This is a genomic window from Rhizobium hidalgonense (genome assembly GCF_005862185.2).
Taxonomy (GTDB): Bacteria; Pseudomonadota; Alphaproteobacteria; order Rhizobiales; family Rhizobiaceae; genus Rhizobium; species Rhizobium hidalgonense.
This window is the reverse complement of the sequence record NZ_CP054028.1, coordinates 1410030-1436950: the sequence shown is the minus strand read 5'-3', so window position 1 is coordinate 1436950 and position 26921 is coordinate 1410030. Positions and strand designations below refer to the sequence as shown.

Here is a 26921-nt window from a genome sequence, read left to right as displayed (position 1 = left end):
AGCGGTTCGCCGGCGCTCATTCTGTCCGGGCGAGGAAAATCATGTCGACAGTTGAAGGCGACCTGCTTCACACGGTCGAAGCCGGCTCCATTTCCGCGAGCCGTCGTTTCTGGGGCCGCGCGGCCCTGTGGCTGAGCGCCATATGGTTCATAACGTCCTTCGCACTGCAGGGTGCCCATGAGCTAGGCTGGACCGGTTGGGGCTTCGCGAACTGGCGGCCGGTGCTTTATGCCTATTTTCTCTGGGCCGCCGTTCTTTGCGTCACGCGCGTCGTCATCCACGGCGAGGCAGGCAAGAAGGCGCTTTTTATTCTGCCCGCCGCGCTTTTCGTCGTGTCGATGGTGGTGTTCCCGCTGCTCTTTGCGCTGTGGATCGGCTTTTCCGATTGGAACCTCGCCTCGTCGACCGGGCGGCGCTTCAACGGGCTCGACAATGTGCGCCGGATGATCGCCGATCCGTTCTACGCCAATGCGCTGCTGAACATGGTCCTTTATTGCCTGGCCATCGCAATCGAATATGCGATTGCCTTCGGCCTGGCGCTACTCCTCAACCAGGAGATTATTGCCCGAAAATTCTGGCGGGTAACCTTCCTCGTCCCCTTGATGCTGTCGCCGGTCGCAGTGAGCTGGATGGTCGGCAAGTCGATGCTGGAGACCCGTTTCGGCCCGGTCGCGCGCTTCGCCCGCTGGCTCGGCTGGGAAAATCCCTCCTTCTTCGGCGATCCGCTGACGGCGAAACTTTCGATCATGATCATGGATGCCTGGACTTTCATTCCCTTCATGATGATCATGCTGGTCGCCGGATTGCAGGGCCTGTCCAGGGAGGTGCTGGAGGCGGCTGAAGTCGATGGCGCCACCAGATGGCAGCGCTTCTGGAAGGTCACTTTCCCGCTCATGCTGCCGGTTTCGGTGACGGCGGTGATGATCCGGGTAATCTTCAAGCTCAAGCTCGCCGACATCATCATCACGGTGACATCGGGAGGTCCCGGCGGGGCGACAGACTCCGTCACCAGTTTCATCTATCGTGAATATCGCGACCGTTCGAATGTCGGATACGGTACCTTGCTCGCGCTCGTCTATCTGGTGATCATCGTCTTCGGGATGACAATGCTGATGAAGATCTCGGACCGTATCGTGAAGCGGCTGACAGGAAGGCTCTGATGGTTCGCATCGATTTCGAAAAATACGGGCGGGCTCAGCGCATTCGCTGGTGGGGCATGCGTCTGGCCGTCTACGGCCTGCTCGTCACCTGGGCATGTGTCTGCATCTTCCCGCTGTTCTGGACGGTTTCGACCTCGTTCAAAACAGCCGCGGATGTCATGCGCGGCAACCTGATTCCCTGGTTTAACTTTACGCCCAGCTGGCTCGGCTGGCGCTCGCTCGGGCTCTCTCCCGATACGATTTCCCAGGTATCGACGGTGCGTGACGAGTTCATGCGCCGGCTCTGGAACAGCGTCATCATCTCCGTCACGGCATCTGCCCTTGCGGTCGTGCTCGGGTCGCTGGCGGCCTATGGCCTCAGCCGCTTTTCCTACAAGTTCGGCCATATGCGCAATTCCGACATCTCCTTTTTCTTCCTGTCGCAGCTCATCATGCCGCCCGTCGTCCTCGCCCTGCCGTTCCTGGTTCTCTACAAGGAGCTGGCGCTGCTCGACACTTATGCGGGCATGATCGCCGTCTATACGCTGATGGTCCTGCCGATCGTCGTCTGGATCATGCGCGACCAGTTCGCCACCATCCCGGTCGAACTCGAGGAGGCCGCACTCGTCGACGGCCTGTCGATCTGGGGCGCGTTTGGCCGCATCATCGTGCCGCTCGTTCTGCCGGGCATGGTGGCCGCGTTCCTGCTGGCGCTGATCCTGTGCTGGAACGAATATTTCTTCGCCGCGCTGCTGACCTCAACCAATACCAACACGCTGCCTGTGATGATTGCCAGCCAGACAGGCAGCCAGGGCATCAACTGGTGGTCGATGGCGGCCCTTTCCACCGCCGGTATCCTCCCGCTTGTTGTCGTCGGCGTCGTGCTGGAAAAGCACATCATCGCCGGAATGACCGCGGGCGCCGTAAAATAGCTGCGGGATGTCGAAAATGTCGAAGATGCCGACAATCAAGGATGTCGCCGAATATGCAGGCGTCTCTGTGGGCACCGTTTCGCGTGTGCTGTCGGGCGAAGCCGCCGTCAAACCCATGCTGCGCGAAAAGGTCAACGACGCCATTTCTTCGCTCGGTTACCGGCCGAACGTCACCGCCAGAGCCTTGCGCACCAGCAGAACCGACGTCATCGGCCTCATCGTGCCCGACATCACCAATCCATTCTTTGCGCAGCTTGCGGCAAGCGTCGAGCGTGCGGCGCTCGAACGTGCGCATAGCCTCATGCTGGCAAGCTCACATGACGATCGCGAGGCGGAGCAGAGCCATGTTTCAGCCTTTCTCCACCGGTCGGTGCGCGGCATCATCGTGGTGGCTTCGAGCGACGCTTCAGGCCTCCATCTGCCGGCATCGGTCCCGATCATATCGCTGGACCGGCGCTTCGGCACCTTTCCCCTGGTGTCGACCAACCATGCCCAGGCGGCCGCGCTGATTGCGGATCACCTCTATGGGCTGGGGCATCGCCGCATCGCCTATATCGCTGGGCCTGCCGATACCGAGGCGGGACGCATGCGCAAGGAGGGTTTTGTCGGCCGCATGGAGGAGTTCGGCAAGACCGGCGAACGCGTTGAACTGGAAATTGCCTATGGCAGGTTCGACTACGAGTCCGGCGAAAGAATTGCCCGAGACCTGCTTTCGCACCCGCCGCAGGATCGGCCGACGGCGATTGCGGCTGCCAGCGATCAGCAGGCGATCGGCGCGCTGCGCGCTGCGCGCGATCTCAAGATCGACGTGCCGCGAAAACTGTCGGTCACCGGTTTCGATGATATTTCGCTCGCCAATCTCGTCGTTCCCAGGCTGACGACCATACGTCAGCCGGCCGACATGCTGGCGCGGCGCGCGATCGGCCTTCTGCTGGCGGAACCGCCGGGCGTGGAAGACGAAATGGTCGATGGGTCGCTGATCGTGCGCGGGTCGAGCGGCCCGTGCCCGCAATTAAAGACAGATACCGCCAGCCACACGAATTGAAGAGGCCGGCGCGCCGGCTATGAGAAAAGGATGGAAGATCAATGCTCAAGGGAATCCGGGCCGAACTCAACGGCGACATTCTTCAAGCACTTTGCAATATGGGGCATGGCGATTATCTCGTCATTTCCGACATGAATTTTCCGTCGGATTCGATCGCCCGGCAGACTCGCCTGGGGACGCTGCTGACGATGGAAAACATTCCCGCGCCGCAGGCGATCGATGCGATCCTTTCGGTCCTGCCGCTCGACACACCGATCCAGCCTTCTGTGGGCCGCATGGAAGTGATCGGCAAGCCGGGTGAAATTCCGCCGATTCAACAGGAAGTCCAGGCGATCGTCGACCGCGCCGAAGGCAAGCCGGCGCCGATGTATCCGGTCGAACGGATGGCCTTCTACGACATCGCCAAAAAGGCTTATTGCGTCATCGCAACCGGGGAACTGCGCTTCTATGGGTGTTTCCTTCTGACCAAGGGCGTCATTCCGGCGGAAGAGGCGGTCCGATGAGCGAGAAAAGCGGTATCGTCATTCTCGGCATTTTTGCCGCCGACACCGCCTATAAGGCAAAACGCCTGCCCCATATCGCCGAAACGTTGATGGGATCGGGCTTCTCGCTCGGGCCCGGAGGCAAGGGCTCCAACCAGGCGATCGCCGCAGCCATGGCCGGCGGCAAGGTGACCTTCATTTCAAGGGTCGGCAACGATCCCTTCGGCGAGATGGCGCTTGCGGCCTATTCGCAAGCGGGCGTCAAAGCCAATGTGATGAAGATGGACGGTGTTTCCAGCGGCGCCGCCTTCATCTTCGTCGACGAGGTGAGCGGCGACAATGCGATCATCGTCGTCCCGGGTGCCGCCGGCCTTATCGGTATCGAAGACGTCGATGCGAACCGGGCGGAGATCGAAAGCGCTGCCATTTTCATGACCCAGCTCGAACAGCCGCTCGAGGCGGCCTTGCACGGGCTGGCGATGGCAAAAAGGGCAGGGGTCACGACAATCTTCAACCCCGCGCCGGCGCGCGCCATTCCGGACGAGATCTATCGTTTGTGCGATTTCATCGTCCCCAATGAGGTGGAAGCCGCCGAATTGGTGGGTCATCCGATCACAACGGATGAACAGGTCCGTGCGGCGGGCCGCACTCTGCTGGATCGAGGAGCGCAAGCGGTGATCATCACGCTCGGCGCTCGCGGCGCATTTTATCACAGCGCCGGGCAGAGCGAATTCGTCCCCGCATTCTCAGCCGGGAATGTCATTGACACAACCGGGGCAGGGGACGCCTTTCTTGGCGGCTTCGCCACGGCGATTTCGGAAGGACAAACACCGATCGAGGCCATCCGTTTCGGCTCTGCGACCGCTGCGATCGCGGTAACACGGCCGGGCACGGCCCCCGCCATGCCTTCGCGCGCCGAAATCAGCGCCTTATTGCGCCGCTCGTGATGAATATCACACGCGAAGCTATCGCGACGCGGCTTGATCGGAAGACTCGCGCTCACCTCACCCCGTTTTGCCGAGCAGGCGCTCCAGGCTCTGTCCCGAAGTTGACCTTCCGGCAATCCTCTTCCAGCCCTACTTCAAAGCGGTCCTTTGTGCGTAACAGCGCCATCAACATTGGGCCGAGCGCGAATTCGCCGCGTTTGGCGCGTCGCGTGAGATCCCTGAGATAACCGCCGGCGGAGTTTATGCACCCTCCCTTTTGCAAAATACAGGCCATGACGACGGCGGCGTTCTGCGGTCCCATCACGCAGGCCGCCTCCTCGTAGGCCGAGGCGCTGGCGCCCAGCATCGAGTGAACGACGGCCGCCGCCGTCATCAGATCCCGCCAACTGGCGATCCTGCCGCCTGGCCCGTAGTGGACGATGTCAGGACAGGCTTGGACGACCATGCCGAGCGGGAAGGATTTCAATTCCCCGGCATTTGTCCGGGCAGTGGTCCGCGATCCGTTCCCGGCCACTCCGGGTTCCCGCCTATCCAACCTTGAACTCGGCTCAAGATCCCGGTTCGCCTCCTGCACCGTTTCCAAGCCCGGTTCAGATTCAGATGTGGATTCGGGATTAGAATTCTGTATGTGGCGCTCAATCTGGGATTCATTGGTGCTCGCTATCCGATGTTTCTCTTGCGATTCCAAGGTGTTGATGACGCCGAGGCGGATCGTCTCAAGTTCTTCGAGAATCGGTGACAGGCTTTCGAGGGTTGCCGCTCTCGGAATGGACTGCAGCAGCGCGTGAAATGTCGAAGAGAGACGGGCCCAGTCGCCGGGGATCGTCTCCTCAACGGCTGCGCAGATGAGCTTGGCGATGTCACGCCGGCAGATGGTCAGCCGCTCCTTCATCCCCCGCAACAATTGCCGGTCGTCGGCGATGCGTGCGGCGATCGCTTCGATCTCGGTAGCACGGGCAAGCAGCGGCGCCAGGCTGAAGCCATAGGCCTCGCCGATCTCGCCTTCCCTGCCTCGGCGGACATAGCGCTTGCCGTTCGGGCTGTCCTTGCGGGAGATGAGGCCGGCCTCGACGAGGACCGCCAGGTGCCGGCGCAGCGTCGCGGCGGCCATGCCGCGCGCCCTGAGGCAAAGCTGCACGTTCGAGGGAAAGACCACCAGCCCCCTTTCGCTGGAGAGTTCATCCTCGGGATAAAAACTCAGCAGCGCATCGAGCACCATCAGCGCTCTGTCGGTCACGTCGAGTTCCGCCCGGGCCTCGCAGACCGTCCGGAACAGCTTCCACTTGTTGCGCCTCGTCCCAGCCTCCATCGCCTCGCCTCGCCGCTGTCTCAGCAGCATGGCAAGCGACATCGGCCGCCGCCCAAAGGGCGTCGTTACAAATTCACTCTCCATTTCCTTCACCTTTCATCAGGCAAAAGAAATCCGGTCACCGAAACGATGCGAGGATGACAAGTGTCACAGCGTCTTTTGCGCGTCTGAAAAGACGCGCGGCGCGGTAAGACTCTTGACTGGGATTCGTGAAAATGCGATTCTCTGTCTTGCTTAAGGATAGGAGAAGGGCTTCCACGACTCAGGTCGTTTGGGGGCCTTTTTCTTTTGCGGTTTCAGTCTCCTTATTTGCTCTCCTCGGCGAGGAATTGCTCATAGAGCCCATCCAGCCTGCTGGAGAGAAATTCCCCGAAGCGGCCGGCATTCCTCGCCTTCATCGAGAGCGAGAACGCCTTGCCGTCATTCTTCATTTCCGCCTGGACAGCCTTGTCCTGCGGCTGCCATTTGATCTTCCCCGCCGCGGCCTGCGTCTTTTTCACCGGCCGGGCGCTTTTGTTCAGTGCCGTGTAGAGCACGTCGAAACGCTTGTCGGAAGGCAGGCGGGGAAAGTTGCCCTCTTCCATGACCTTGGCGATATCTGCCGCGTTGGACGCCTTGCCGGCGAGCAGCGAAAGCGCCACCCAGCGTTCGCGGCCGATGCCGGGTGCGGGGCCGATCGCCTGAACGATCTCCGGCGAAATCCGATTCATGACCGAAATCATCTTCGAGATCGACGCCGCATTGGCGGCAAGGGCGGTCGAGATGACATCCCTGTCGTAGCCGAGTTCTTCCAGCCGCCTGGCGAAGAGCGCCCGCTCGATGAAGGTGAGGTCGGCCCGGGCCGAATTCTCCTGGCCCTGGGCGATGACATGGGTGCGGTCGTCGATTGCCTTGACGACGGCTCTGACATTGCGGCCGAGTTCGCGGGCCGCGCGCAGCCGCCGGTGACCGAAGACGACCTGATAGTGTCCATCGATCCTGGCGTGAGGGCGCACCAGAATGGGCGTATCCTGCCCGCGCGCGCGGATCGCTTCGACCAAGGCACGGAATTCATCGTCATCCTCCGTCAGCCGGTCCTTGACGAAAGAAGCCTCGACGACATCGGGATCGAGGTCGACCACCGCCTCGCCCTCCAGGAATTTCTCGGCCTGCTTGGCGAGCTCATCCAGCGAACGGACGAGCGAGCGGCCTGCTCCGCGCATCGGATAGTTCGGCGCGCCTGCATTCTCGTCAGGCATATCCGCCAGCCCTTCAAGGAGATTCTTTCGTGCCATCGCTTCCTCGGATGTCGGTCATTCCATTGATTTGGTTTAAGGAAAAGGCGAATTTGTCAGCCGACAAATTCACCGCCCCCATGCCTGATGAATAAGCTCTGCGATCTCTGCGTTGACGGCGTCCATCGCCACCAGCGCCCGGTCATAGGTTCCCCGATTAAGCGAGGCGCGTTCGACCTCATAAAGCGTTTGCTTGGTAATCCCGGCATCCGAAATCGCCGTCGATTTGACCATCTGGTTCTTGAGCATGAACTCGTGGAACATCGTCGACATGAAGCCGACCATCTGCGCCTGCGGCACATCGGTCGGCTCGTAGCGGGTGACGAGATAGCGATACCAGGAGAGGTTCACTTCGGCGCCGGCCGCGCGGATCGGTTTCAGAATGCCGCCGAGCATGAGCAGGAACTGACCCATCGACATGACGTCAAGCATCTGCGGATGGATGGTGATCAGCACGCTCGTCGCTGCCGTCAGCGCCGTCAGCGTGAGGTAACCGAGCTGCGGCGGGCAATCGATGACGACGACATCGTAGCGATCGTCGACCTCGGCGAGCGCCCGCGAGATGCGGGTAAAGAAGGTCTTGCCGTCATTGGTCGATTTGTCGGCCATGGCAAGCGGCGTATCATATTCGTACTCCTGCAGGTCGAGATTGGCCGGCACGATATCGAGGCCGGGAAAGTTCGTCTTGTGGATGATCTCGGAGAGCGGCTTCTTCTCGCCGTCGTAGCGGATCGCTTCATAAAGTGACGAGGCCTGGTCGAATTCCGGCTGGAAGCCGTGCAGGGAGGATAGCGATGCCTGCGGATCGAGATCGACGGCCAGAACGCGATGGCCGGTCAGCGCAAGATGCTGGGCAAGATGGGCAGCCGTCGTCGTCTTTCCCGAGCCGCCCTTGAAATTGACGACGGCCAGGACCTGCAGTTTCTCGTGGCCGCGGCGATGGGGAACGTACATGCGGCTCTCGGAGCGGCCGTGCGTATCCAGATGTCGCCTCAATTCCAGCATCTGCTCGGCGGTGTAGGAACGGCGCCCGGAAGGAGATGTCAGCGGGCAGGGGCCTTTCCCCTCGAGGTGCAGTTTCTTCAGCGTGCTTTGCGAGGCGCCGACATAGTTGGCAACCTCCGCCAGGGAGAAATTGCGCAGCGTCTTCTTCGCGTTGGGCGGAAAGCGCTGCACGCTGAGCAGATGGAGCTTTTTTGAAATCACGTCGCCCTGTTCGAGGATCTGATCCTCGAAATGCAACGGCGCCTTGTTCAAGGCGGCCAAATTAGCGTTCATCGGCAGCAATCTTTCAGATAACGATTTTCGGGATCAAATCCCCTTCTAACCGTTATCCGCGATTCTCCGATGTCGGCCAAGAATTTTAAGGTTAACGCATATTAACCTTTTCGGTCCTCGTTCAAACACTTGGCTGGATCTAGATGATTTTCGCAAAAGACTGGGGCTTTCGGGGCCGGAGGCGCGGAAGACGCGCCCCCGGCCGCCATCCGGCCGAAGGGGAGGGGCAATCGGCCGCCTTAGCTCAGAGGCGTTTCGCCTGATGTTATCCGCTGCTCGTCGGCGCCGAACAGGTGGACGGTATCGTGGATCGGCGCAATCTTCAGCACCTCGCCGGGGGCGGCCCTGATCCGCTCCCGGAAGACGCAGGTAAGCGTCTGTGTGCCCAGCCGGACAATGACGAGCGTTTCCGAACCGGTCGGCTCCACCACGACGGTCGTCACCGCGATGCCACCGGGATCGAGGCTTATATGTTCGGGACGAATGCCGTAGGTCACGGCATTGCTCGGGCGGCGCTCACTCGGCAACAGCAGGCCGTCGACGGTTTTGAACCCGCCTTCGGTCATGTTGCCCCGGATGAAGTTCATCGCCGGCGAGCCGATGAAGCCGGCAACGAACAGGTTGTTCGGCCGATCGTAGAGTTCCAGCGGCGAGCCTGACTGTTCGATCAGGCCATCCTTCATGACGACGATCTTGTCGGCCATGGTCATGGCTTCGATCTGGTCATGGGTCACATAGATGGTCGTCGTCTGCAGCCGTTGATGCAGCTCCTTGATCTCCGAGCGCATCTGCACCCGGAGCTTGGCATCGAGGTTCGACAAGGGTTCGTCAAACAGGAAGACGGCCGGGTCGCGCACGATCGCCCGACCCATGGCGACGCGCTGCCTCTGGCCGCCCGACAATTGCTTCGGATATCTTTCCAGAAGGGTCTCGAGGCCGAGGATCTTGGCAGCATTACCGACCCGCTGATCGATTTCCGTCCTCGGCATGCGTTTCAGCCGCAGGGAAAAGCCCATATTCTTGGCGACCGTCATATGCGGATAGAGCGCATAGTTCTGGAACACCATGGCGATGTCGCGATCCTTGGGCGCAAGCTCGTTGACGATATGCTTGCCGATCTGGATCTTCCCCGAGGTGATGCCCTCCAGGCCGGCGATCATCCGGAGTAAGGTGGACTTCCCGCAGCCTGAGGGGCCGACCAGTACGACGAATTCGCCGTCGCCGATATCGACCGACACGCCTTTGATGGCTTTGAACGCGCCGTAGTCCTTGCGCGCATTGCTGACCGAAACATGGGCCATGAAACTCCTCCCGAATTCGCCGTCAAAGTCCGTTCAAGACGCTTTTGAGATAATCGAGGCCGAGGCGCTCGCCCTGCTTGCGCGCCGCCAGGTCCTTGCCCGGCCAGCCATAGGCGGCATCCTCGTGCTCGATCGAGAGCGTGCCGTCAAAACCGTGGCCGCGTGCCTGTCCGAGGAAACTCGGCCAGTCGAGCAGGCCGAGCCCCGGCAGCTTGTATTGCCACCAGCCCTTGCCGTGATAGCCGATCGCCTGCAGAGCCTCGGCGTCGATCGCCGTGTCCTTGGCGTGGAGGATGGCGATGCGATCCTTGACCGCCTCCAGCGCCCGATAGGGATCGACGCCGATGCGGATGAGGTGCGAGGGATCGAATTCGAGGCCGAAGCGGCGGTCTTCGATCCGGCGGAAAAGCTCCTGCCATCCCTTCGGCGTCGTCCCGATGAAATTGTCTTTCGGCCCTGGCCAGTTCTCGATCGCGAAGGTGAGGCCGCTTGCCTGCGTCTCTGCGATCAGCCCGTTTGCGAAGTCGGCGAAGTCGTCGTAATTGGCCTCGTCGCTTGCCGTATCGTCACGACCGGGGAAGATCACGAAGATCGGGACGCCGGCGGCGCCGATCGCTCTGGCGAATTCTGATGTCTTTGCCCGAAGCTCCCGGCGCTTGTCGCGGTCGGCATCGAGCTGGTTGCCGAAATAGGTGATCGAGGAGACGAAGAGACCGCGGCTCCTGGTCAGCGAGATGGCCTCCTCCACCCGGTCGGGCGTCTTGATATGGCCGCCGACATCGATCTCGATCGCATCGAACCCGGCCGACGCGGCGAAATCCACGACCTCCTCCAGCGGGCGGTCATTGAATGTCGAGGTGTAGAAGCCGATCTTCATCATATCCTCCGATCCTCATCAAAATCCGGGGGCCTTGCGGCCGTTTCAACTGTTCAGGCGATCCATGTTTTTGAGCGGCGAGCGTGTGCGTTGGGCGACATCCGCCGATGCGAGCATGAGGGCCGCCGCCATCGGCATGGCCGCCGCCCCCATGGCCGAGGCATCCTCGCCGATCGAGGCGCGATGAAGCGACGGAAGAGTGACGTCGTTGGCATCGAGATGTTCGTGCACATAACGCAGCAACTCGTCGACGATCCGGATCGGCAGCCGGCCGCCGACGAGGACGGCGTCGGGATCGACGATCATGCCGATATGTTTGACGGCGACGGCCAGATGCGCGCTCATTTCCTTCAGCCACTGCGAAACCAAACGCCTGCCATGTGTATCCAGCGTCAGGAGATCGTGGGGAACACTCACCTCGACGCCTTGCCGCGACAGGAAATCATAAAGGGAAAACAGCGAGAAGATCTCACCAAGAAGCTGGACCTTCTGTGCTTTCCCGTCGCCGCCGTCGGCGATCGGAAGCCAGCCGATCTCGCCGCTGAGGCCCATGGCGCCGCGATGACCGTTGCCGTCGAGCACGAGGCCGCCGCCCGGGCAGGCATTGACGGCGATATAGAAGAAGCTGCTGCTCTCCGCGCCGAGGCCGTAGTCGAGCTCGGCAAGGGCTGCGGCATTGGCTTCGTTTTCGATGAAGACAGGATGCTGCGTCAGGTTCTCCAGCGCCGCGCGCACATCGAATTCAGTCCATTCCTGATAGGCCTTGGGCTTGCCGAGCAGCGAAATCTCCCCAAGCCAATCCGGCATCGCCAGACCGATGCCGGCGAGCCGCGCGTCGTCGATCAGCCGGCTGCGCTGGAAATGCGAAATCGCATCTGATGTCAGCTGCAGGAATTCCGTGGGCAGGATGAAGCGCTTTTCATGATGCACCCGGGCGCGGACATTGCCGACGGCGTCGACCGCCAGGATCGTCAGGTGGTCGCGATCGATATTGATGCCGATCGCAAAACAGGCGTCCGGATTGATCTCGAGTTCGATTGCCGGCTGGCCTCTCAGCCCATGCCGCCGGCGGGCTTCCATGATCAGCCCCTCATCCAGCAGCCGATCGACGATGCGGGCGATCGCCGGTTTGGTAAAACCCGTCCGCCGGGCGATTTCGGCCCGCGAAATCGGCGCCTGGCGATGGATGCAGCGCAGGACGACGGCCCTGTTATGCTCCCCTGCATCTTCGACATTGGCGCCGGTCAGATCGGGTGACGGCCTGGCGCCGAGCGTCTGGTTCATGGGGTCGCATCCTTCATCGCGCACGGGAGACTGAAACCGGCCCTCATCCTTTCACCGCGCCGCTGGTCATCGCGCCGAGGATCAGTCTCTGCAGCGAGAGGAAGGCGACGATTGCCGGAACCACCGAGATCAGGCAGGCGGCGGCAAGCAACTGGATGGACGAGTCGGTCTGCATGCCACGGAAGTTAAAGATTCCGACGCCGATCGGCATCAGGTCATTTTTGGTGAGCAGCAGGAAAGGCACAAGGAATTGCGACCAGCCGGCAATCACCGTGATGATGAAGACGGAGGCGATGCCCGGCGCCGACAAGGGAAGTACGATGCGCCAGAAGACCGAAAACCGGTTGCAGCCGTCGATCATGGCGGCTTCGTCGAGGCTGCGGGGGATGCCGTCGACCGTGCTCTTCAGAAGCCAGGTCGCCAGCGGAACGCCGAGCGCGATATAGACCATGACGACGGCAAAATGCGTGTCCAGCAGGCCGAGCCGGTTCATATAGCGGTAGAGCGGTACCATGATGACCAGCGGCGAGATCATCTGGAAAAGCAGGAGCCCCATCATCGACAGTCCCTTGCCGCGAAAGTTGAAGCGGGAGAAAGCGTAAGCCGCGGGCAACGCAACGATCAGCACGCCGATCCCGCTCAGGGCCGCGAGCTTGAGGCCGTTCCAGAGATAGATCGGAAAGTAGCTGTTGTTGAGCACGGTGATGAAATTGTCGATGGTGGGGTTTTGCGGAATATAGCGCGCCGCGCCCCGATAGATTTCGCGCTTGTCGCGCATCGCCATCGACAGGAGATAGGTGAGGGGGCCGGCGAAGAAGATGAACATCGCCAGCATGAAGAGATAGCTGAGCGCATCGCCGAGCCGCGTTCCGGTCCTCCCGCTCATTGCTCTTCCTCCTTCGGCAGGAACGACGCATAGACGACGGCAAGCCCGAGGCTGATGATCAGCATGAGCACGGAAAGCACGCTGCCGCCGGAAAGATCGTAGTTTCTGAAGACGATGTTGAAGACGTAGAGCGAGATCACCTCGGTGGCGCGCCCCGGACCGCCGCCGGTCAGCGTGATGATCGCATCGAAGGTGTTCACCGTCTGGATGGTGATGAGGATCATGTTGACGAGGATGGCGGCGCGCAGTTGCGGCAGCGTCACGAAGAAAAACTGCTGCGAGGCCGTGGCGCCGTCGACTTCGGCCGCTTCATAGAGCGAGGGATCGATCGACTTCAGCGCCGCATACATCACCACCATCGAAAAGGCCGTGCCACGCCAGATATTGGAAATCAGCGTCGACCACGGCGCGATCGCCGGGTCCGACAGCCAGGCGACGGTCGGCATGTGCATCAGCCTCAATATGCTGTTCAGCGCCCCGTAAGGCGCTTCGGAAAACAGCATCTGCCAGATGATGCCGCCGGCAATGCCGGGCACCACCCAGGCGACGAGCGCCGTCGTTCTGAGAATCGTGGTGCCGAACAGGCCGCGCTTTTCGCCGCGGATGACCGTAACGGCGACTGCAAGGCCGAGGATCTGCTGGCCGATGACGCTGCCGCCGACGAAGATCAGGGTCGCCCAGAGAATGTCGGGCAATTGCGGCGAGCTGAGCGCATTGACGATCGAGCCCAGAGTATATTGCTGATTGTCGCCGATCAGCGTCGCATTGGTGAAGGAAAGACGGAAGACGTCGATGACGGGGTAGAGGTAGAAGATGCCGATGACGACGATCACCGGCATGATCCAGGGCAGCGGCGCCCCGGCGAAACGGCGCATGAACGATCTGCTTTGAGGCAAGTCCTCAGCCTCGATGGCAATAGGGCTCATTGGGCTTCCCTGTCCGGGTTTGGCACTGTCGACGACGCCTGAAGGGCAGGCACCGTCGTGGTTGGAAGCGTCACGGACGCCGGGTTTCAGAGCGGCCGATAGCTGCCCCTCGCCCTAGCCCTCTCCCCGTAAGAACGGGGAGAGGGGACATGCCCCACGAGGCGTTGGCGAGGGACGGAGAGAGGTTGCATCTTGTCCCTTTTCCTCGCGAGCGGGGTCCGAAGGACGGATCGAGACCCGTGGCTCGACCCCGGGGGTGGCGGCAGCCGGATGAGGGGCTAACCAAGCACGCCGTGGCATCAAAGACGCTTGTAAGCCTCCATCGCCGCATTGAAGGCGGCATCCAGCGCCTCTTCCGGCTTCTTTGTTCCTGACAGCACGTCGCCCATCATGATCTGGATCTGGTTTGATATTTCAGGATAGATCGGCACGCCCGGGCGGGCCTGCCCGTCGACCAGAGCCTTTGCGAAAGTCTTGTTGGCCTCCGTCGAGAAGACCTCATACTTGTCGAACAGCGACTTGCGGGTCGGCAGCTGCTGCTGCAGCGCATTGGCGGGCCCCATATAGACCTCGCGTGCGAGGTTGGCGCACATCTCGACCTTCTCCTTGTCCTTGCTGAAAGAGGCGATCGTCCAGCCGCCGGTGCCTGTCGAGCGCTGATCGGCCGTCGGGCCGGGGATCGGCGAGAAGGTCCAGTTCTTGAATTCGTCTTCGTCGAGCGTCGACTTCAGCTGCGCATATTGCCAGTTGCCGCCGATGAAGAGGGCCGTTGTCTCCGCGGCTGCCGCGGCGTTCATATCGTCGTAATTGGCGATCGTGCTGACGCGCTTGGGAGCCGCGCCGGAATCGACGAGATCCTTGAAATAATTCAGCGCCTTCAGGAATTTTTCCTTGTTCTCGCCTTCGCCGAAGACCGGCTTGCCGCTGTCATCGACGAGCTTGCCGCCGAGCGCCCAGTAATTGGCGAGCCAATCGAAGGTCGTGCCTTCCCAGCGACCGCCGTTGAAGAGCACACCTTCCATTCCCTCCTTGGTCGAGGCAAGGGCAGCCGCCTTCAGATCGTCCCATGTCTGCGGCGCATCTGCGACAACCGACTTGTTGCGGTAGAGCACGCGAAGGTCGGTATCCCACCACCAGGCGCGCACCGTCTGGTCCTTGTCGGTGATGCCGCTGCGAATGAAGGGGAAGAGATCGTCCACTTCTTCCTTCGAGAAATAGGGCGTGAAGTCGGCCAGCACTTTGTTGACCATGAACTGCGACAGCACGAACGAGTCGACGGCGGCGCAATCCGGCGCGTTGCCGGCCTTGGCCTGCTCCAGCATCTTGGCCTGTTCGGTGCCGATGTCGGAGGACATGAATTGCATCTGCAATTTCCAGTCCGGATGCTTCTTGATGAAATCGACGAAAAGTTTCTGGTAGCCCTCGGCGATGGCTGGATCGGAATTGTTCGGGCTGTCGTTCGTCAGGCGGACGATCAGCGTCTTCGGCGCATCGGCAGTGCCGATCCGGTCTTTGGTGGCAAGTTCCTGGGCAAAAATGGCGGATGTGGAAAATAACATAGTGCTCAGCGCCAATGCGCTGACGGTCACGCTCTTCATGATGGGTCTCCTCCCCATTTTGAACGAATACAGCCAGGCGGTCGGTTGACCTCTCCTCGTTTCCGTGCTGCATTAATTAGATTAAGTTACTTTGATTTGATGTCAAGCAGCAGCTTGGGAGGTTGAGATGCTGGCGACATTCAACAGCAGCTAGCGCGCGTCCGGGTTTTCGGAAGGGATGCGCACCAAATTAAAGTGATGCGACGTCCAGCATGGGCGCGCGGCGCATCGACCCTGCATTTTCCTGAAGGAAACAAGAGCGATCGCGGACGGCCGCGCTGGCAAGCTTTGGTTTTGCCCGGCTGCACGCGGCCGGAAACTGTCCATGGAGGAGAAGATGCGTTTACTCATTCTCGGCACCGGCGGCATGGCCAACCAGCACGCTGCGCGCTTCAAGGCAATCGAAGGCGTCAGCGTCGTCGGCGGCGTCGATGTCGTCCCGGAGCGGCTGGCCGCCTTCTGCACCGAACACGGCATCGCCCATCATTTCACCTCACTGGAGGAGGCGCTTGCCTGGGGCGAATTCGATGCGGTTGCGAACGTCACGCCCGACAGCATCCACCACCCGACGACGCTTCAGGCGATCGCTGCCGGCAAACATGTCTTCTGCGAAAAGCCGCTCGCCACCGATGCGGTCAAAGCGATGGAAATGACCGAGGCGATCGAGCGCTCGGGCAAGGTCGGCATGGTCAATTTCACCTATCGCAATTCGCCCGCCCTGCAGAAAGGCCGGCAGATGGTGCTCGCCGGCGAGATCGGCGCGGTGCGCCATGTCGAGGCGTCGCATCTGCAAAGCTGGCTGGTCGGCCGCCACTGGGGCGACTGGAAGAGCGAAAGCAAATGGCTGTGGCGGCTGAGCAAAAAGCACGGCTCGAACGGCGCGCTCGGCGATATCGGCATCCACATCGTCGATTTCGCCTCCTATGGTTCCGGCCTCGACGTTGCGCATGTCTTCGCGCGGCTGAAGACCTTCGACAAGGCGCCCGGCCATAAGATCGGCGAATATGATCTCGACGCCAATGACAGCTTCACGATGAATGTCGATTTCACCAATGGGGCGATCGGCACGATCCAGGCGACGCGCACCGCCGCCGGTCAGCTAGACCAGCTGCGCCTCCGGGTCTACGGAGAAACCGGCTCGATAGAGATGATCTACGATACCGGCCAGTCGACGCTGCGCGCCTGTCTCGGTGAAGACGTGCATACGGCGACCTGGCGCGACGTGCCCTTCGATCCCGTCGAGACCAACTACCAGCGTTTCGTGCAGGCGGTGCGGGCCGGCAGGACGCAGGAACCGTCCTTCCGGCGCGCGGCCAACATCCAGAAGGTGCTCGACAAGGCGCTGGCTTCCGATCTCAGCCACGCCGACGAAACACTGACCTGACCCGGTCAAAGCGCGCAGCGCCTTTGGCCTCAGGCAGAAGCCGGCGGCAGCAGAAGCGTGTTGAGGAAAGGCAGGAGGGCAGCACCGAGCGCCACGCCGCCGCCGCTGAAGCTCGCCGGTTTCATCGGCGAAATCCAGGGTGTCAGCAACGGTCTCGTTGCGGTGTCGCGCCGCTCGATGGAGAGTTGATGGATCAGCGCTTCGATCACGCCTTGCGGCAGATCGCCGCCGATCATGACGACGCTCGGGGCAAGGAAACCGGCCATGGCGATGATCGGGTCGAGCAGATGGCCGGCGGCCTCGCGTATCCACTGCGACAGCGACGGGGAGGGGACTTCCTCGCCTTTCAGCAGGCGCGCAAAGCCCTCGTCACCGATGCGCGAGCGCAGGGAACCGAAACCGACCACAGTGTTGAGCTGCACATTGTCGGGGCCGGTCAGCATTTCGCCGATGCTGCCCGCACGGCCATGCACGCCGGAATACGGAATGCCGCGAATGAGAAAACCGGCCTGGACGTCGTCATCGATGATGATCATCGCAAGCCCTCGATCCCGCGTAGCGCTGCCGATCGTGCGCTCGGCGAGAAGGCCTGCCGTGCACTCGTTCTCGACATAGGGACGGGCGATCGAGGACATCGCGGCGATCGCGTCGCTCTCATCCTCCGTCCAGTCGTTGGCGGCGATGCCGAGCCCGATGATCGGCAATGCGCCATGGCGATCGACCATATCCCGAACGGCCGCATGCACCAGCTTGACCTTGTCTGCTGGATCGAGGGCGAAATAGACCCGGTCATGCACTTGGCCGCTGAGATCGATGAGCACCATCTCGCCACGCCTCTGGCGAAGCTTGACGCCGACTGAAAAGGCGCCCTCCGGCCGAAGCGCGAATTCGGTGGCGGTCGCGCCGCCCCCGAGCCCAGTGCGCCGGTTCGACGTCACGAGCTTCTCGTCGGCGAGCCGCCGCAGGATATTGGTGATGCCAGGCCCGGTCAGCCCGCTATGCCGCCCAAGCTCGGTGCGCGTCAGCGGCCCGTGCCGGCGGATTGCCTCCAGAATGACGCGAATATTCCGATCGGCGATTTCACCCGACCTAAGACCTACCGTTTTGGCGCGCGGAACGCCCATCTCCTGGGTGTGAAGCCGACGCGGCCCTGACCGAAGATACCGCATCACTGTCTTCCCTAGAGCCCTATCTCAATTGTGTAGCACGCCTGTTCTTGAAGCTCTTAATAATTTTCCAGTTGGTCTCAAGTCGAGTGTTTCCGTCGCTCGAACCGCTTGTCATTGGGGTGTCACGGGTGCGAGAAGGCGCCGGCGAAATCCACGACGTGATAAGCCATGGATTACATTGATCATCTTTTCCATGGCGGCCACTTTTCCTTCAGCTCCCATGACAGCTGAAGCGATCGGAAAAGGCTGTCAAACAGCCGGCTGCGCCTCAGAACTCCTCCCAGTCGCCACCGGCAACTGCCGCATTGCCATGGAAGGCGGCGCCGACCTTGGCGACCATTGCCCGCGGCGCCGATGTGACGGGCCTGGAAGCGGCGGTCGCCACGACGGGACGTTGCTGGCGTGAGGCCACGCCGCCGATGTTGAACTGTCCCAGCAGTTGGAACAGCGCGTCAGCCTCCTTGGCGAGACTATGGGAAGCCGCCGTCGATTCCTCGACCATGGCCGCATTCTGCTGCGTACCCTGGTCCATGGTGTTTACGGCGGTGTTGATTTCCTTCAATCCCGTCGCCTGCTCCCTTGAACTTTCGACGATCGCAAGAACATTGCCGTTGACCTGCTGAACCTGGCCGACGATTTCTTCCAGGGCCTTGCCAGTTTCGCCAACCAAGGTCACCCCGCTCTTCACATGCTCGTTGGAGGCGCTGATGAGCTCCTTGATCTCCTTTGCCGCCTTGGCCGATCTCTGGGCAAGCTCGCGGACTTCTTGCGCGACGACCGCAAAACCTTTGCCGGCATCGCCCGCACGCGCCGCCTCGACACCGGCGTTGAGGGCCAACAGATTGGTCTGAAAGGCGATTTCGTCGATCACGCCGATAATATTGCTGATTTCCGCAGACGATGTCTCGATCTTCCCCATCGCATCGACGGCGCTGCGGACCACCGCCCCGGAGCGCTCGGCATTCTCACGGGTCCTTCGCACCAGCTGCCCGGCCTCCTGGGCGCGGTTGCTGGAATCGGAGACAGTCGTGGTGATCTCTTCAAGCGCGGCCGCGGTCTGCTCGACGGAGGCCGCCTGCTGCTCCGTGCGCTTCGACAGATCGTCCGAAGCGGAACGAACCTGCTGGGCTCCGGCAGCGATGCCGGTTGCGTTTTGGGCCACCACCTGCATCGCCGTGCGCAGCTTGCTGACAGCGGCGTTGAAGTCGGTGCGGAGTTTTTCCAGTGTCGGAATGAAGGGTGTAGCGACTTCCTGGGTCAAATCGCCGCCAGAGAGCGCCGTCAGGGATGCCGCTAGCTGGTCGACATTGCTGACGCGCGCGGTGACGTCTGTCGCGAACTTGACGACCTTGAACACCTTGCCATTCATGTCGAAGATCGGATTGTAGGAAGCCTGGATATAGACCTTTTTGCCGCCCTTGCCGATGCGCAGAAACTCGTCGGCCACGAACTCGCCGGCTGACAGACGCGCCCAGAACTGCCGGTAATCGTCACTGTTGGCGTAAGCGCTGTCGCAAAACATCGAATGGTGGCGCCCCTGGATCTCCGCCAGCTGATAGCCGAGCGTCGACAGGAAATTCTGGTTGGCCGTCAGAATCTCGCCCTTTGGTGTGAATTCGATCACCGCCTGGGCACGGGACAGCGCACTTATCTTGCCGGCGTCCTCCGCGTTTTGCAGCTTCTGCCTGGTGATGTCGGTCGCGAATTTCACGACTTTGTACGGCTTGCCGCCACTGAAGACCGGATTATAGGAGGCTTCGATCCAGATTTCCTTGCCGCCCTTGCCGATGCGCTTGTACTGGCGCTGATCGAACTCGCCACGGCCGAGCCTCGCCCAGAATTCGCGATAATCGGCTGAAGCGGCTTCTGCCGGCTCGACGAACATCCGGTGGTGCTGGCCGACAATCTCGGGCAGCTGGTAGCCGAGCGCGGCACAGAAATTGGCATTGGCCGTCAAGATCTTGCCGGCAAGGTCGAATTCGATGATGGCCTGCGACCTGCTCATCGCCGCCAGTACGGCCTTGGCGTCAGATCCGAAGCCCAATCCTATTTTTTTCATGCTTTTCCCCTACCCCAGATCCACGCGATCGCCGCGACCCATGACGGGCTTCGCTGGACAAGCATCCAGGAAATAGAATCCGCTAAATTCTTTAAGCTTCCTTTAACCGGGCTAGGGTGTCTGAACTTCGGTGCCGTTGAGAAAAATAAGGAGGCAGAATCAGTCGTTTGTCTTAAGGCTTCGCCTCGGCAGCAGGATCTTCCTGATGGGATTTCACAGCTTTTTTTCTCATCGGCTCATCCCTAAAGGTCGACGATCGTTTACTTTTTATTAAGCAACGGCCGCCGACCTGTTTTCCGCCTTCAAAAGGTCTTTCTGTTTTTCCACTGTAGGTGCATATTTCGCCGTCCTTCGAGCGTGCAGAATCAACTTCCGATACGAGCGATAAGTGGACATCGTCCGCCAAGTGCCCAATACGATTGGCGATCGGAGAGAGACATGACGTTCGAGACGGAGTTCATTGGAATTGAGGAAGTCGCCGCAGGCTTCAACACTCATTACGAAGTCTTCAAATATATGAAGGGCCTCACCCAGTATCTGGGGATGACCGCTTTCCTGATCATGACATTGCCCAATGTCGACGTCGTCGAAATAGGCGCGACAAAAATCATCACCAACTGGCCGGCGGAGATGGTCGATTATTACGACGCCCATAACCTGATGGTCGACAGTCCGGTTATCCGCCGGATGCTGAGATCGACCAGCCCGTTCAACTACGATGTCGCAGCGATCAATACCGATCGCGGAGAAGGTAAGAAGTCCACGGTCATCGAATTATTCAACCGATATGGCCTGGAAAAAGGAGCCTATTTTCCCGTCCATGATGCCGCCGGTGGTCGCGGTGCGATGTCGATTTCGGGGTCGCGGAATTTTAGCGTATTTGAAATGGCGAAACTCTTGTATATCGCGACGCTCATCTATGATCGGCTCTCGCAGCTGACATTGAACGAGAAACACAAGCCGATCGCCTTTACCTCGAGCGAGCTGGACTGCCTGCGACTGACGGCCGGCGGCCGCAAGAGCATCGAAATTGCCAAGCTTCTCGATCTGTCGGAACATGCGGTCAACAATCACATCGGCAGCGCGATCAAGAAGCTCGGATGCACGACAAGAACGCAGGCAGTCGTCAGCGCGTTGCGTCTCAATATCATTCGGGTTTAAGGAGCCTGTCGGCGAACGTCCTGTTCGTGTCCAATCCCCGATCGTGGTGAGTGCGCGGTCCAGGTTGCTAGGTCGGCATAGTCGGCTTGGCAAACCAATGAAGGGCGCACCTTGAAGGCGTGCCAGGTCTGCAGCAGACGCTGCGGCAACGACGAGCTACTCCTGGCGAAATGCTGATCAGGCCGAGCGCGATGGCGGGGGCGCACGGAGGTGCCAAGATTTCTGATTTCGTCAGCCATCATCGCCGACTTCCATCTTATGATGAGGGCAGAACAAGATCTGTTTAAAATCCTGCGCTGCGTAGGATGAACCCGAAACACAATTGCGGTCTTGGCGTACTCAATCGTGTTCTAGGTCTTTTTGCCTCTCATTTTGGCGCATGAAGCCGTGCTCATTCTAAAGAGAGGCTTCCATGTTCAAATCTCTATTGCACGCCCTGGGATTCTTGCTGATCACCACTGAACTCGCCCACTCTGCGGACGCCGTTGGCTTCCGCGAGACCGATATCGATATAGATGGAGCGCGACCCCTTCATATCAGCATATGGTACCCAACCGAAGACGGCGCCAAGGCAGAGATCGTCGGTGAGAATCGCGCATTCTTTGGGGTCCCGGCCATTCGGGATGCGAAACCTGCGTCAACGGGGCGGCCACTTGTCGTCCTGTCGCACGGCTATGGCGGTTCGTGGCGAAACCTTAGCTGGTTGGCGATTGATCTCGTCGAGCAAGGATACATCGTTGCAGCACCTGACCATCCTGGCACGACAACGTTCAATATGGATCCTGCGCAGGCGGCGAAACTCTGGGAACGTCCGCGCGATCTTAGCCGCGTGATCGACCTTTTGGAGGGTGATCCTGCTCTTGCCGGCACCGTCGATGCCGGTCGGATTGCAGCCATAGGGCACTCGTTGGGCGGTTGGACGGTCACGGCGTTAGCCGGTGCGCGTTTTGATACGACGTGGTTTGAAAAGGACTGCCTAGCCCAAACCAGCCCTCGCGCATGCGCTCTTAAGAACGAGCTTGGACTGAACCGGCTTGAAATCGAGTGGGATATGAAGGACCCGCGTGTGCAGGCGTTTGTGTCCCTCGATCTCGGACTGGGGAGGGGATTTACTCCGGAGAGTTTGGCAAGGCTGCGGGTACCATCTCTCGTGATCGCCGCCGGCATCGACATCGGCGGTTTACCACCGAGGCTGGAAAGCGGATATCTTGCGGATCACCTCCCGGAAATGTCCTCGACCTATGTCGAAATTCCAGATGCCATGCACTTCAGCTTCATGGGTCTCTGTAAGCCGGGTGCCGCCGCGCTCATCGAAAAGGAAGAGCCGGGCAATGGCGTGGCCTGCAAGGACGGCGGGACGCGAAGCCGTGAAGCAATCCATCGCGAGGTAGCTTATCTCGTCAGCGGATTTTTGACCAAAGCCATCCCGGCCAAGTAGCCAGCATTCGCTCGGCCGGCCGAGCGGCGGTGGTCGCTCGGCGTCATACCTGTTACTCTGACAAACTCCCTGTTGAAATTGGATTTTGTGTAGAAGCCGCAATCGAACATCACTGCCGTGATCGAGCGATCGGTCTCCGATAGCAAGTGCTGTGCTTCCCTGATCCGGTATTCGTTGACAACCTGCGAGATGTTTCGGCCGAGGGTCCGATTTACTGCACCCGAGATTTGGCGCGACGGAATGCCCAGTTTGCGTGAAAGGCGATTCAGAGTCAGGTCCGGATCGCGGAATAGATGTTTGTCCCGCATGATGGTTTCGATTGCGGTTATGATCCGAGCGTCATCTTGCCCTGCCGACGCTGTTTCGTGGTTGGAGGGCTGTTCGTCCTGACCGTCAACCCAAGTCTGGTTGGACGATTGCGTTTGCGGCACACTCCAACCGAGAACTGCGATCGCGTAGGCCAAGAATGGTAGCGTAATGACGTTGGCGATGCCGACAATAGAGACGGCGTGGCTACCCTGATAAAGAAGGAAGTCGGCAGCGATCACGAGATCGACGGCACCCGAAAACAGGAGCAGCCAGCCTGCTGATAGCGCTGCCCTTCGAGCGTTAGCAACGTCGCTCAGCCGCGTCCATTCGAAACCATTGGATTCGCCGTACGAACGATGGATCAGAGATGTGCCATAGGCGAAATACAGAACCGGAAGGAGCAGATCGATCGGCGGGTGCCATCTCTCCCAAGTCGCTGAAAGAACCACGATGACTGCGGCTGGGAAGAAATGAAGCCACCTGCTTTTCGACGGCGACTGCCCAAGCTTGGAAAAGCTAAGCCAGGCGGTGGATGGCAGCAGTGCCGCGACGACGGGCTGAAAAAATCGTACCATCCGGAGATCAACGCTCCAGCGGAGCCCAACTAGGGTTACCAGAAGAATGCAAACGCTGATGAAACCGGCGACTGGCCGTAGATTTGCTTCGCGCTGGGCAAGGACCCGGATCAGGAGGATGACGAGCAGAAGCGCTATTACAAAAGGCAATGGTATCGCCAACATCAAGTCGCTCCATTGCCCGAGTGAATTGGTCGCTGCGTTTCGTCTAGCACGCCCATAATGGTTTGCCGACTGGTCGCATATTTTCTGGCGATCGCCGAAACGCCGGTCCCCGTAGCCAACTCGCCACGCACACCTTGCTTCTGTTCTTCGCTGAGGGTCGAGGGGAGACCGAGGATTCCGCGGTACCCGCATACCCACATATGTGTTAATGTGGGTTATCAGAGTTCAGGAACGTGTTAGATGAGCCGATTGACGATCGACATAACGGACCGGCAACATCAAAGCTTAAAGGCACTGGCCGCTTTGCAGGGCAAGACAATCAAGCAATATGCACTCGAGCGCCTTTTTCCCGGTGACGCAAATGGAGAACGAGCCTGGGAAGAGCTGAAGATGCTAATGAACACGCGCATCAATGACGGGCTCGCCGAAAAACTGTCGACCAAAGCAATAGGTGAGATCCTCGGCGAGGAGATTGCTCAGGATCGTGCTTGACGGCTTACATTTTTAGGCGGAAGCGGACCTACGTTCTTTACTCCGCTACACACGCGATCAATGGAATGCGGCCCAGATACGCCGCTATCGTCTCGGCATTGGAGCGAGGTATCGCAAACCTTGCCGAGGGCAAAGCTCCTTTCAAGGATATGAGCGCGCTTCATCCGGCGTTACGAATGCCGCGATGCGAACATCACTACGTCTTTTGTCTGCTTCGAGAGGATGCGCCTGCCCTTATCGTGGCCATTCTTCATGAACGAATGGATCTCATGAAGCGTTTGGCTGATCGTCTGAACGAATGATTTTTGCAGGCGAGATTGCCTGAGCTTAAGGCCAATAAATCGTTGTTGTCGAGTGGTTCAAAGGGGGTCACCAGTTCTGATCCCTTCAACCGCTGCAGACGTCGAATAATGGGCATCGCGATCGGTGCCGAGTATTCCATCTGACCATTCATGTCGGAATTGGTGCCTGCCCGGCTGCGTGGGAGGCTCATGGGCTTGACCCTTATTGTCCGAAGACGGCGCTGCCTGGGATTGTCGGCGAACTGGGGTTGTGGCTGATCGTCGCCTATCTGGAAGCTGAGAATGCGGTAGAGGGAGAGGAGGGAAGGAAATTTTCCGACGGGTTTGGAGGCTGGAGAGAGCTCCGGCCGGCGCGTCACGGAGAAACGACATGGCACAAGCCATAGAGAAAGTCACGCTCAGTGTTGGACGCGACATACCTTTCAATAAACTTGTTTTGAGCGAGCAAAATGTGCGTCGGACCAAGGTCGGCGTCTCGATTGAAGATCTCGCAGACGACATAGCGCGCCGCGGACTGCTGACGAGCCTGAATGTTCGGGCTGAGGTCGACGGCGAAGGCAAGGAGACCGGCTTTTTTCGCATCCCGGCCGGCGGCCGGCGCTACCGTGCGCTTGAACTGCTTGTCTCACGCAAACGGCTCGCAAAGACCGCCGGCATTCCATGCATCGTCAGTATCGGCGAAACGTCTGAAACCGAGGATTCGCTTGCTGAAAATTTCCACCGTGCCGATCTTCACCCCCTTGACCAATACCGCGCGTTCCAGAGCTTGCGTGAGCAGGGGATCGGCGAAGAGGAAATCGCAGCCCGCTTCTTTGTCTCGGCAGCGACCGTCCGGCAACGTCTGCGGTTGGCTTCGGTCTCGCCGCGGCTGCTCGAGCTCTACGCCAATGAGGACATGAAGCTTGAACAGATCATGGCCTTTTCCCTCACCAACGACCATATCCGGCAGGAGCAGGTCTGGGACACGGTCTCGCGCCAGCAGCTTCGCGAACCCTATTATATCCGCAGGCTTTTGACCGAAACGACGATCAGCGCGAGCGACCGCCGGGCCGTCTATGTTGGTGTCGATGCGTATGAAGTCGCCGGCGGCGTCGTCATGCGCGACCTGTTCGAGCAGGACAATGGCGGATGGCTCCAGGATCCGGCACTGGTCGAGCAATTGGCGTTCGAGAAATTGGCGGCAGACGCCGAGGCGCTCAAGGCGGCGGAAGGCTGGAAGTGGGTCGAAGCCGCTTTCGACTTTCCTTACGGTCATACATCGGGGCTCCGTCGTCTCTATGGCCGTCAGGTCGACATGACCGATGAAGAGATTGATCGACACGGCGAGCTGAAGTCCGAATATGACGAACTCGATGCAGCCTATGCCGCGGCCGAGGAGCATTTCGAGGAAACCGAACATCGGCTGGAGGAACTCGGCGCCGAACTCGATCGGTTCAACGACCGGCCATATATCTTCGATCCAGAGGATGTCGCCCGTGGCGGCGTGTTCATTTCGCTCGACGCCGGCGGCGAACTGCGGATCGAGCGTGGCTTTGTCCGACCGGAGGACGAACCGCAGCCCGGGACGGTGGAGACCGATGCCGTGATCTCCGGGAGCGAGGTCGGCCACGAGGTGATCGGATCGTCGTCGACCGGTGGGGTGGCGATCGGTGGCCGTGTTGTGAATGATCAGTCAGAGGAGGAAGACGACGCCATCCGCCCCTGGTCCGACCGCCTGGTTGTCGATCTGACGGCGACCCGCACGGTGGCCCTGCGCAATGCGCTCGCCAACGATCCGATCATCGCCTTCATTGCCGTGCTGCACGCCTTTGTCCTCAAAACCTTCTACCTCTATGGGTCGGACACGTGCCTGGAACTGACGCTGCAACGTGCGGGGTTCGGCCAGACCGTAGGGCTTGCCGACACCGTCTGGGCCAAGGAGATCGATCAGCGGCAGGAGGCCTGGGGCCAAGACCTTCCGAAGGCGCCCGACGATCTCTGGGACTTCCTGATCGGGCTCGATGAGGTCAGCCGGCTGGCATTGTTTGCCCACTGCGCATCCCTTTCGCTCAACGCGGTGATCGAACCATGGAACAAGCGCACCCGCGCCATCGCTCATGCCGATAAGCTCGCTCGTTCGATCGGCTTCGACATGGTCGATGCCGGCTGGACGCCGACGGTCGATGCCTATCTCGGCAGGGTGACCAAGGCGCATATCCTGCAGGCCGTGCGGGAGGCGAGGGGCGAGCAGTCGGCTCATCTGATCGATCATCTGAAGAAGGCCGATATGGCGCGTGAGGCAGAGCGCCTGCTCGACGGCAGCGGCTGGCTCCCCGAGCCGCTGAGGATGGCGATTGAAGAGGCATCGGCAGAAAGCCCCGGGACAGCAGCCGGTGACGTCGCCGACAACACCGGCGACGATGCCCTCCTCGAAGCCGAGGCTTCAGATCTTCCAGCGGTCCTCGGTGGCAACGTGAATATCGACGAAACGGCAACGGAGCTGAAGGCCGACATCCAGGTGGAGCAGAAACATCTCGACGCTGCCGAGTAGGCTTTAACACGACAAGTCAAGGTCCGGCCGGTGCGCCGGGCCTTCAATTTCCGATCCAC

Annotated in this window: 22 protein-coding genes and 1 pseudogene; 11 read left to right on the top strand and 12 right to left on the bottom strand. The window is 60.2% G+C overall.

What is annotated here, in order from left to right; genetic code table 11:
- The first annotated feature begins 41 nt into the window (after positions 1-41).
- Genes FFM81_RS28055 through rbsK form a run of 5 tightly spaced genes read left to right on the top strand, consistent with a single transcriptional unit; the run spans position 42 to position 4545 of the window.
- Positions 42-1160 carry a carbohydrate ABC transporter permease gene (locus FFM81_RS28055; protein WP_138385470.1) on the top strand — a complete coding sequence of 373 codons (1119 nt, stop codon included), beginning with the start codon at positions 42-44 and terminating at the stop codon, positions 1158-1160.
- Positions 1160-2071, top strand: a complete 912-nt coding sequence (locus tag FFM81_RS28050) for a carbohydrate ABC transporter permease (protein WP_003571683.1) — start codon at positions 1160-1162, stop codon at positions 2069-2071. The genes FFM81_RS28055 and FFM81_RS28050 overlap by 1 nt, the downstream gene beginning before the upstream one ends.
- 16 nt (positions 2072-2087) lie before the next feature.
- Entirely contained in the window at positions 2088-3116 is a 1029-nt protein-coding gene (locus FFM81_RS28045; RefSeq protein WP_138385471.1) for a LacI family DNA-binding transcriptional regulator, read from the top strand.
- 41 nt (positions 3117-3157) lie between these two features.
- Entirely contained in the window at positions 3158-3619 is a 462-nt protein-coding gene (locus tag FFM81_RS28040; RefSeq protein WP_003571679.1) for an RbsD/FucU family protein, read from the top strand.
- On the top strand, positions 3616-4545 hold the full coding sequence (gene rbsK / locus FFM81_RS28035; protein WP_003571678.1) for a ribokinase: 930 nt from the start codon (positions 3616-3618) through the stop codon (positions 4543-4545). Before FFM81_RS28040 ends, rbsK begins: the two co-directional genes overlap by 4 nt.
- Positions 4546-4597: 52 nt before the next feature.
- Here the strand turns inward: rbsK and repC are convergent, their stop codons facing one another.
- From repC to FFM81_RS27990, 9 genes are all read right to left on the bottom strand, one after another.
- Complete coding sequence (gene repC / locus FFM81_RS28030) at positions 4598-5938, bottom strand: plasmid replication protein RepC (RefSeq protein WP_138385472.1); 1341 nt, start codon at positions 5936-5938, stop codon at positions 4598-4600.
- Positions 5939-6159: 221 nt separating this feature from the next.
- Positions 6160-7128: a plasmid partitioning protein RepB gene (gene repB / locus FFM81_RS28025; protein ID WP_138385473.1), complete on the bottom strand. Its 969-nt coding sequence runs from the start codon at positions 7126-7128 to the stop codon at positions 6160-6162.
- Between the two features lie 69 nt (positions 7129-7197).
- Entirely contained in the window at positions 7198-8406 is a 1209-nt protein-coding gene (repA, locus tag FFM81_RS28020) for a plasmid partitioning protein RepA (RefSeq protein WP_138385474.1), read from the bottom strand.
- 239 nt (positions 8407-8645) lie between these two features.
- Positions 8646-9707 (bottom strand): ABC transporter ATP-binding protein, encoded by a 1062-nt coding sequence (locus FFM81_RS28015; protein WP_138385475.1) that lies wholly within the window; start codon positions 9705-9707, stop codon positions 8646-8648.
- A 22-nt stretch (positions 9708-9729) separates the two neighbouring features.
- Complete coding sequence (locus FFM81_RS28010) at positions 9730-10584, bottom strand: sugar phosphate isomerase/epimerase family protein (protein ID WP_138385667.1); 855 nt, start codon at positions 10582-10584, stop codon at positions 9730-9732.
- Positions 10585-10629: 45 nt separating this feature from the next.
- Entirely contained in the window at positions 10630-11868 is a 1239-nt protein-coding gene (locus FFM81_RS28005; RefSeq protein ID WP_003571665.1) for an ROK family transcriptional regulator, read from the bottom strand.
- A 43-nt stretch (positions 11869-11911) separates the two neighbouring features.
- A complete protein-coding gene (locus FFM81_RS28000) occupies positions 11912-12754 on the bottom strand; it encodes a carbohydrate ABC transporter permease (RefSeq protein ID WP_003571663.1) in 843 nt (280 codons plus the stop codon).
- On the bottom strand, positions 12751-13680 hold the full coding sequence (locus FFM81_RS27995; RefSeq protein ID WP_025418151.1) for a carbohydrate ABC transporter permease: 930 nt from the start codon (positions 13678-13680) through the stop codon (positions 12751-12753). Before FFM81_RS27995 ends, FFM81_RS28000 begins: the two co-directional genes overlap by 4 nt.
- 299 nt (positions 13681-13979) lie before the next feature.
- Positions 13980-15278, bottom strand: a complete 1299-nt coding sequence (locus FFM81_RS27990; RefSeq protein ID WP_138385476.1) for a type 2 periplasmic-binding domain-containing protein — start codon at positions 15276-15278, stop codon at positions 13980-13982.
- 337 nt (positions 15279-15615) lie between these two features.
- On the opposite strand from FFM81_RS27990, the gene FFM81_RS27985 reads away from it, so the two are divergent.
- Positions 15616-16662: a Gfo/Idh/MocA family protein gene (locus FFM81_RS27985; protein WP_097536954.1), complete on the top strand. Its 1047-nt coding sequence runs from the start codon at positions 15616-15618 to the stop codon at positions 16660-16662.
- 29 nt (positions 16663-16691) lie between these two features.
- Here FFM81_RS27985 and FFM81_RS27980 read toward each other — a convergent pair whose 3' ends face one another.
- Positions 16692-17831 (bottom strand): ROK family transcriptional regulator, encoded by a 1140-nt coding sequence (locus tag FFM81_RS27980; protein WP_097536928.1) that lies wholly within the window; start codon positions 17829-17831, stop codon positions 16692-16694.
- A gap of 268 nt (positions 17832-18099) precedes the next feature.
- Positions 18100-19890, bottom strand: coding sequence for a methyl-accepting chemotaxis protein (locus FFM81_RS27975; protein ID WP_138385477.1), 1791 nt, complete (start codon positions 19888-19890; stop codon positions 18100-18102).
- A 438-nt stretch (positions 19891-20328) separates the two neighbouring features.
- Here FFM81_RS27975 and FFM81_RS27970 point away from each other — a divergent pair, with 438 nt between their 5' ends.
- Both FFM81_RS27970 and FFM81_RS27965 read left to right on the top strand, forming a co-directional pair.
- On the top strand, positions 20329-21051 hold the full coding sequence (locus FFM81_RS27970) for a helix-turn-helix transcriptional regulator (RefSeq protein ID WP_138385478.1): 723 nt from the start codon (positions 20329-20331) through the stop codon (positions 21049-21051).
- Positions 21052-21463: 412 nt separating this feature from the next.
- Entirely contained in the window at positions 21464-22489 is a 1026-nt protein-coding gene (locus FFM81_RS27965; protein WP_138385479.1) for an alpha/beta hydrolase family protein, read from the top strand.
- Here the strand turns inward: FFM81_RS27965 and FFM81_RS27960 are convergent.
- On the bottom strand, positions 22444-23538 hold the full coding sequence (locus FFM81_RS27960; RefSeq protein ID WP_138385480.1) for a helix-turn-helix domain-containing protein: 1095 nt from the start codon (positions 23536-23538) through the stop codon (positions 22444-22446). The two genes, FFM81_RS27965 and FFM81_RS27960, sit on opposite strands and share 46 nt — an antisense overlap.
- A gap of 240 nt (positions 23539-23778) precedes the next feature.
- On the opposite strand from FFM81_RS27960, the gene FFM81_RS27955 reads away from it, so the two are divergent.
- The 3 genes and pseudogenes from FFM81_RS27955 (at position 23779) to FFM81_RS27945 (ending at position 26862) form a co-directional block, all read left to right on the top strand.
- Positions 23779-24030, top strand: a complete 252-nt coding sequence (locus tag FFM81_RS27955; RefSeq protein WP_138385481.1) for an antitoxin — start codon at positions 23779-23781, stop codon at positions 24028-24030.
- Positions 24031-24046: 16 nt separating this feature from the next.
- Positions 24047-24332, top strand: a pseudogene (locus FFM81_RS27950) (type II toxin-antitoxin system RelE/ParE family toxin); the annotation flags it as partial.
- 370 nt (positions 24333-24702) lie between these two features.
- Positions 24703-26862, top strand: a complete 2160-nt coding sequence (locus tag FFM81_RS27945; protein WP_138385482.1) for a ParB/RepB/Spo0J family partition protein — start codon at positions 24703-24705, stop codon at positions 26860-26862.
- Positions 26863-26921 lie beyond the last annotated feature (59 nt).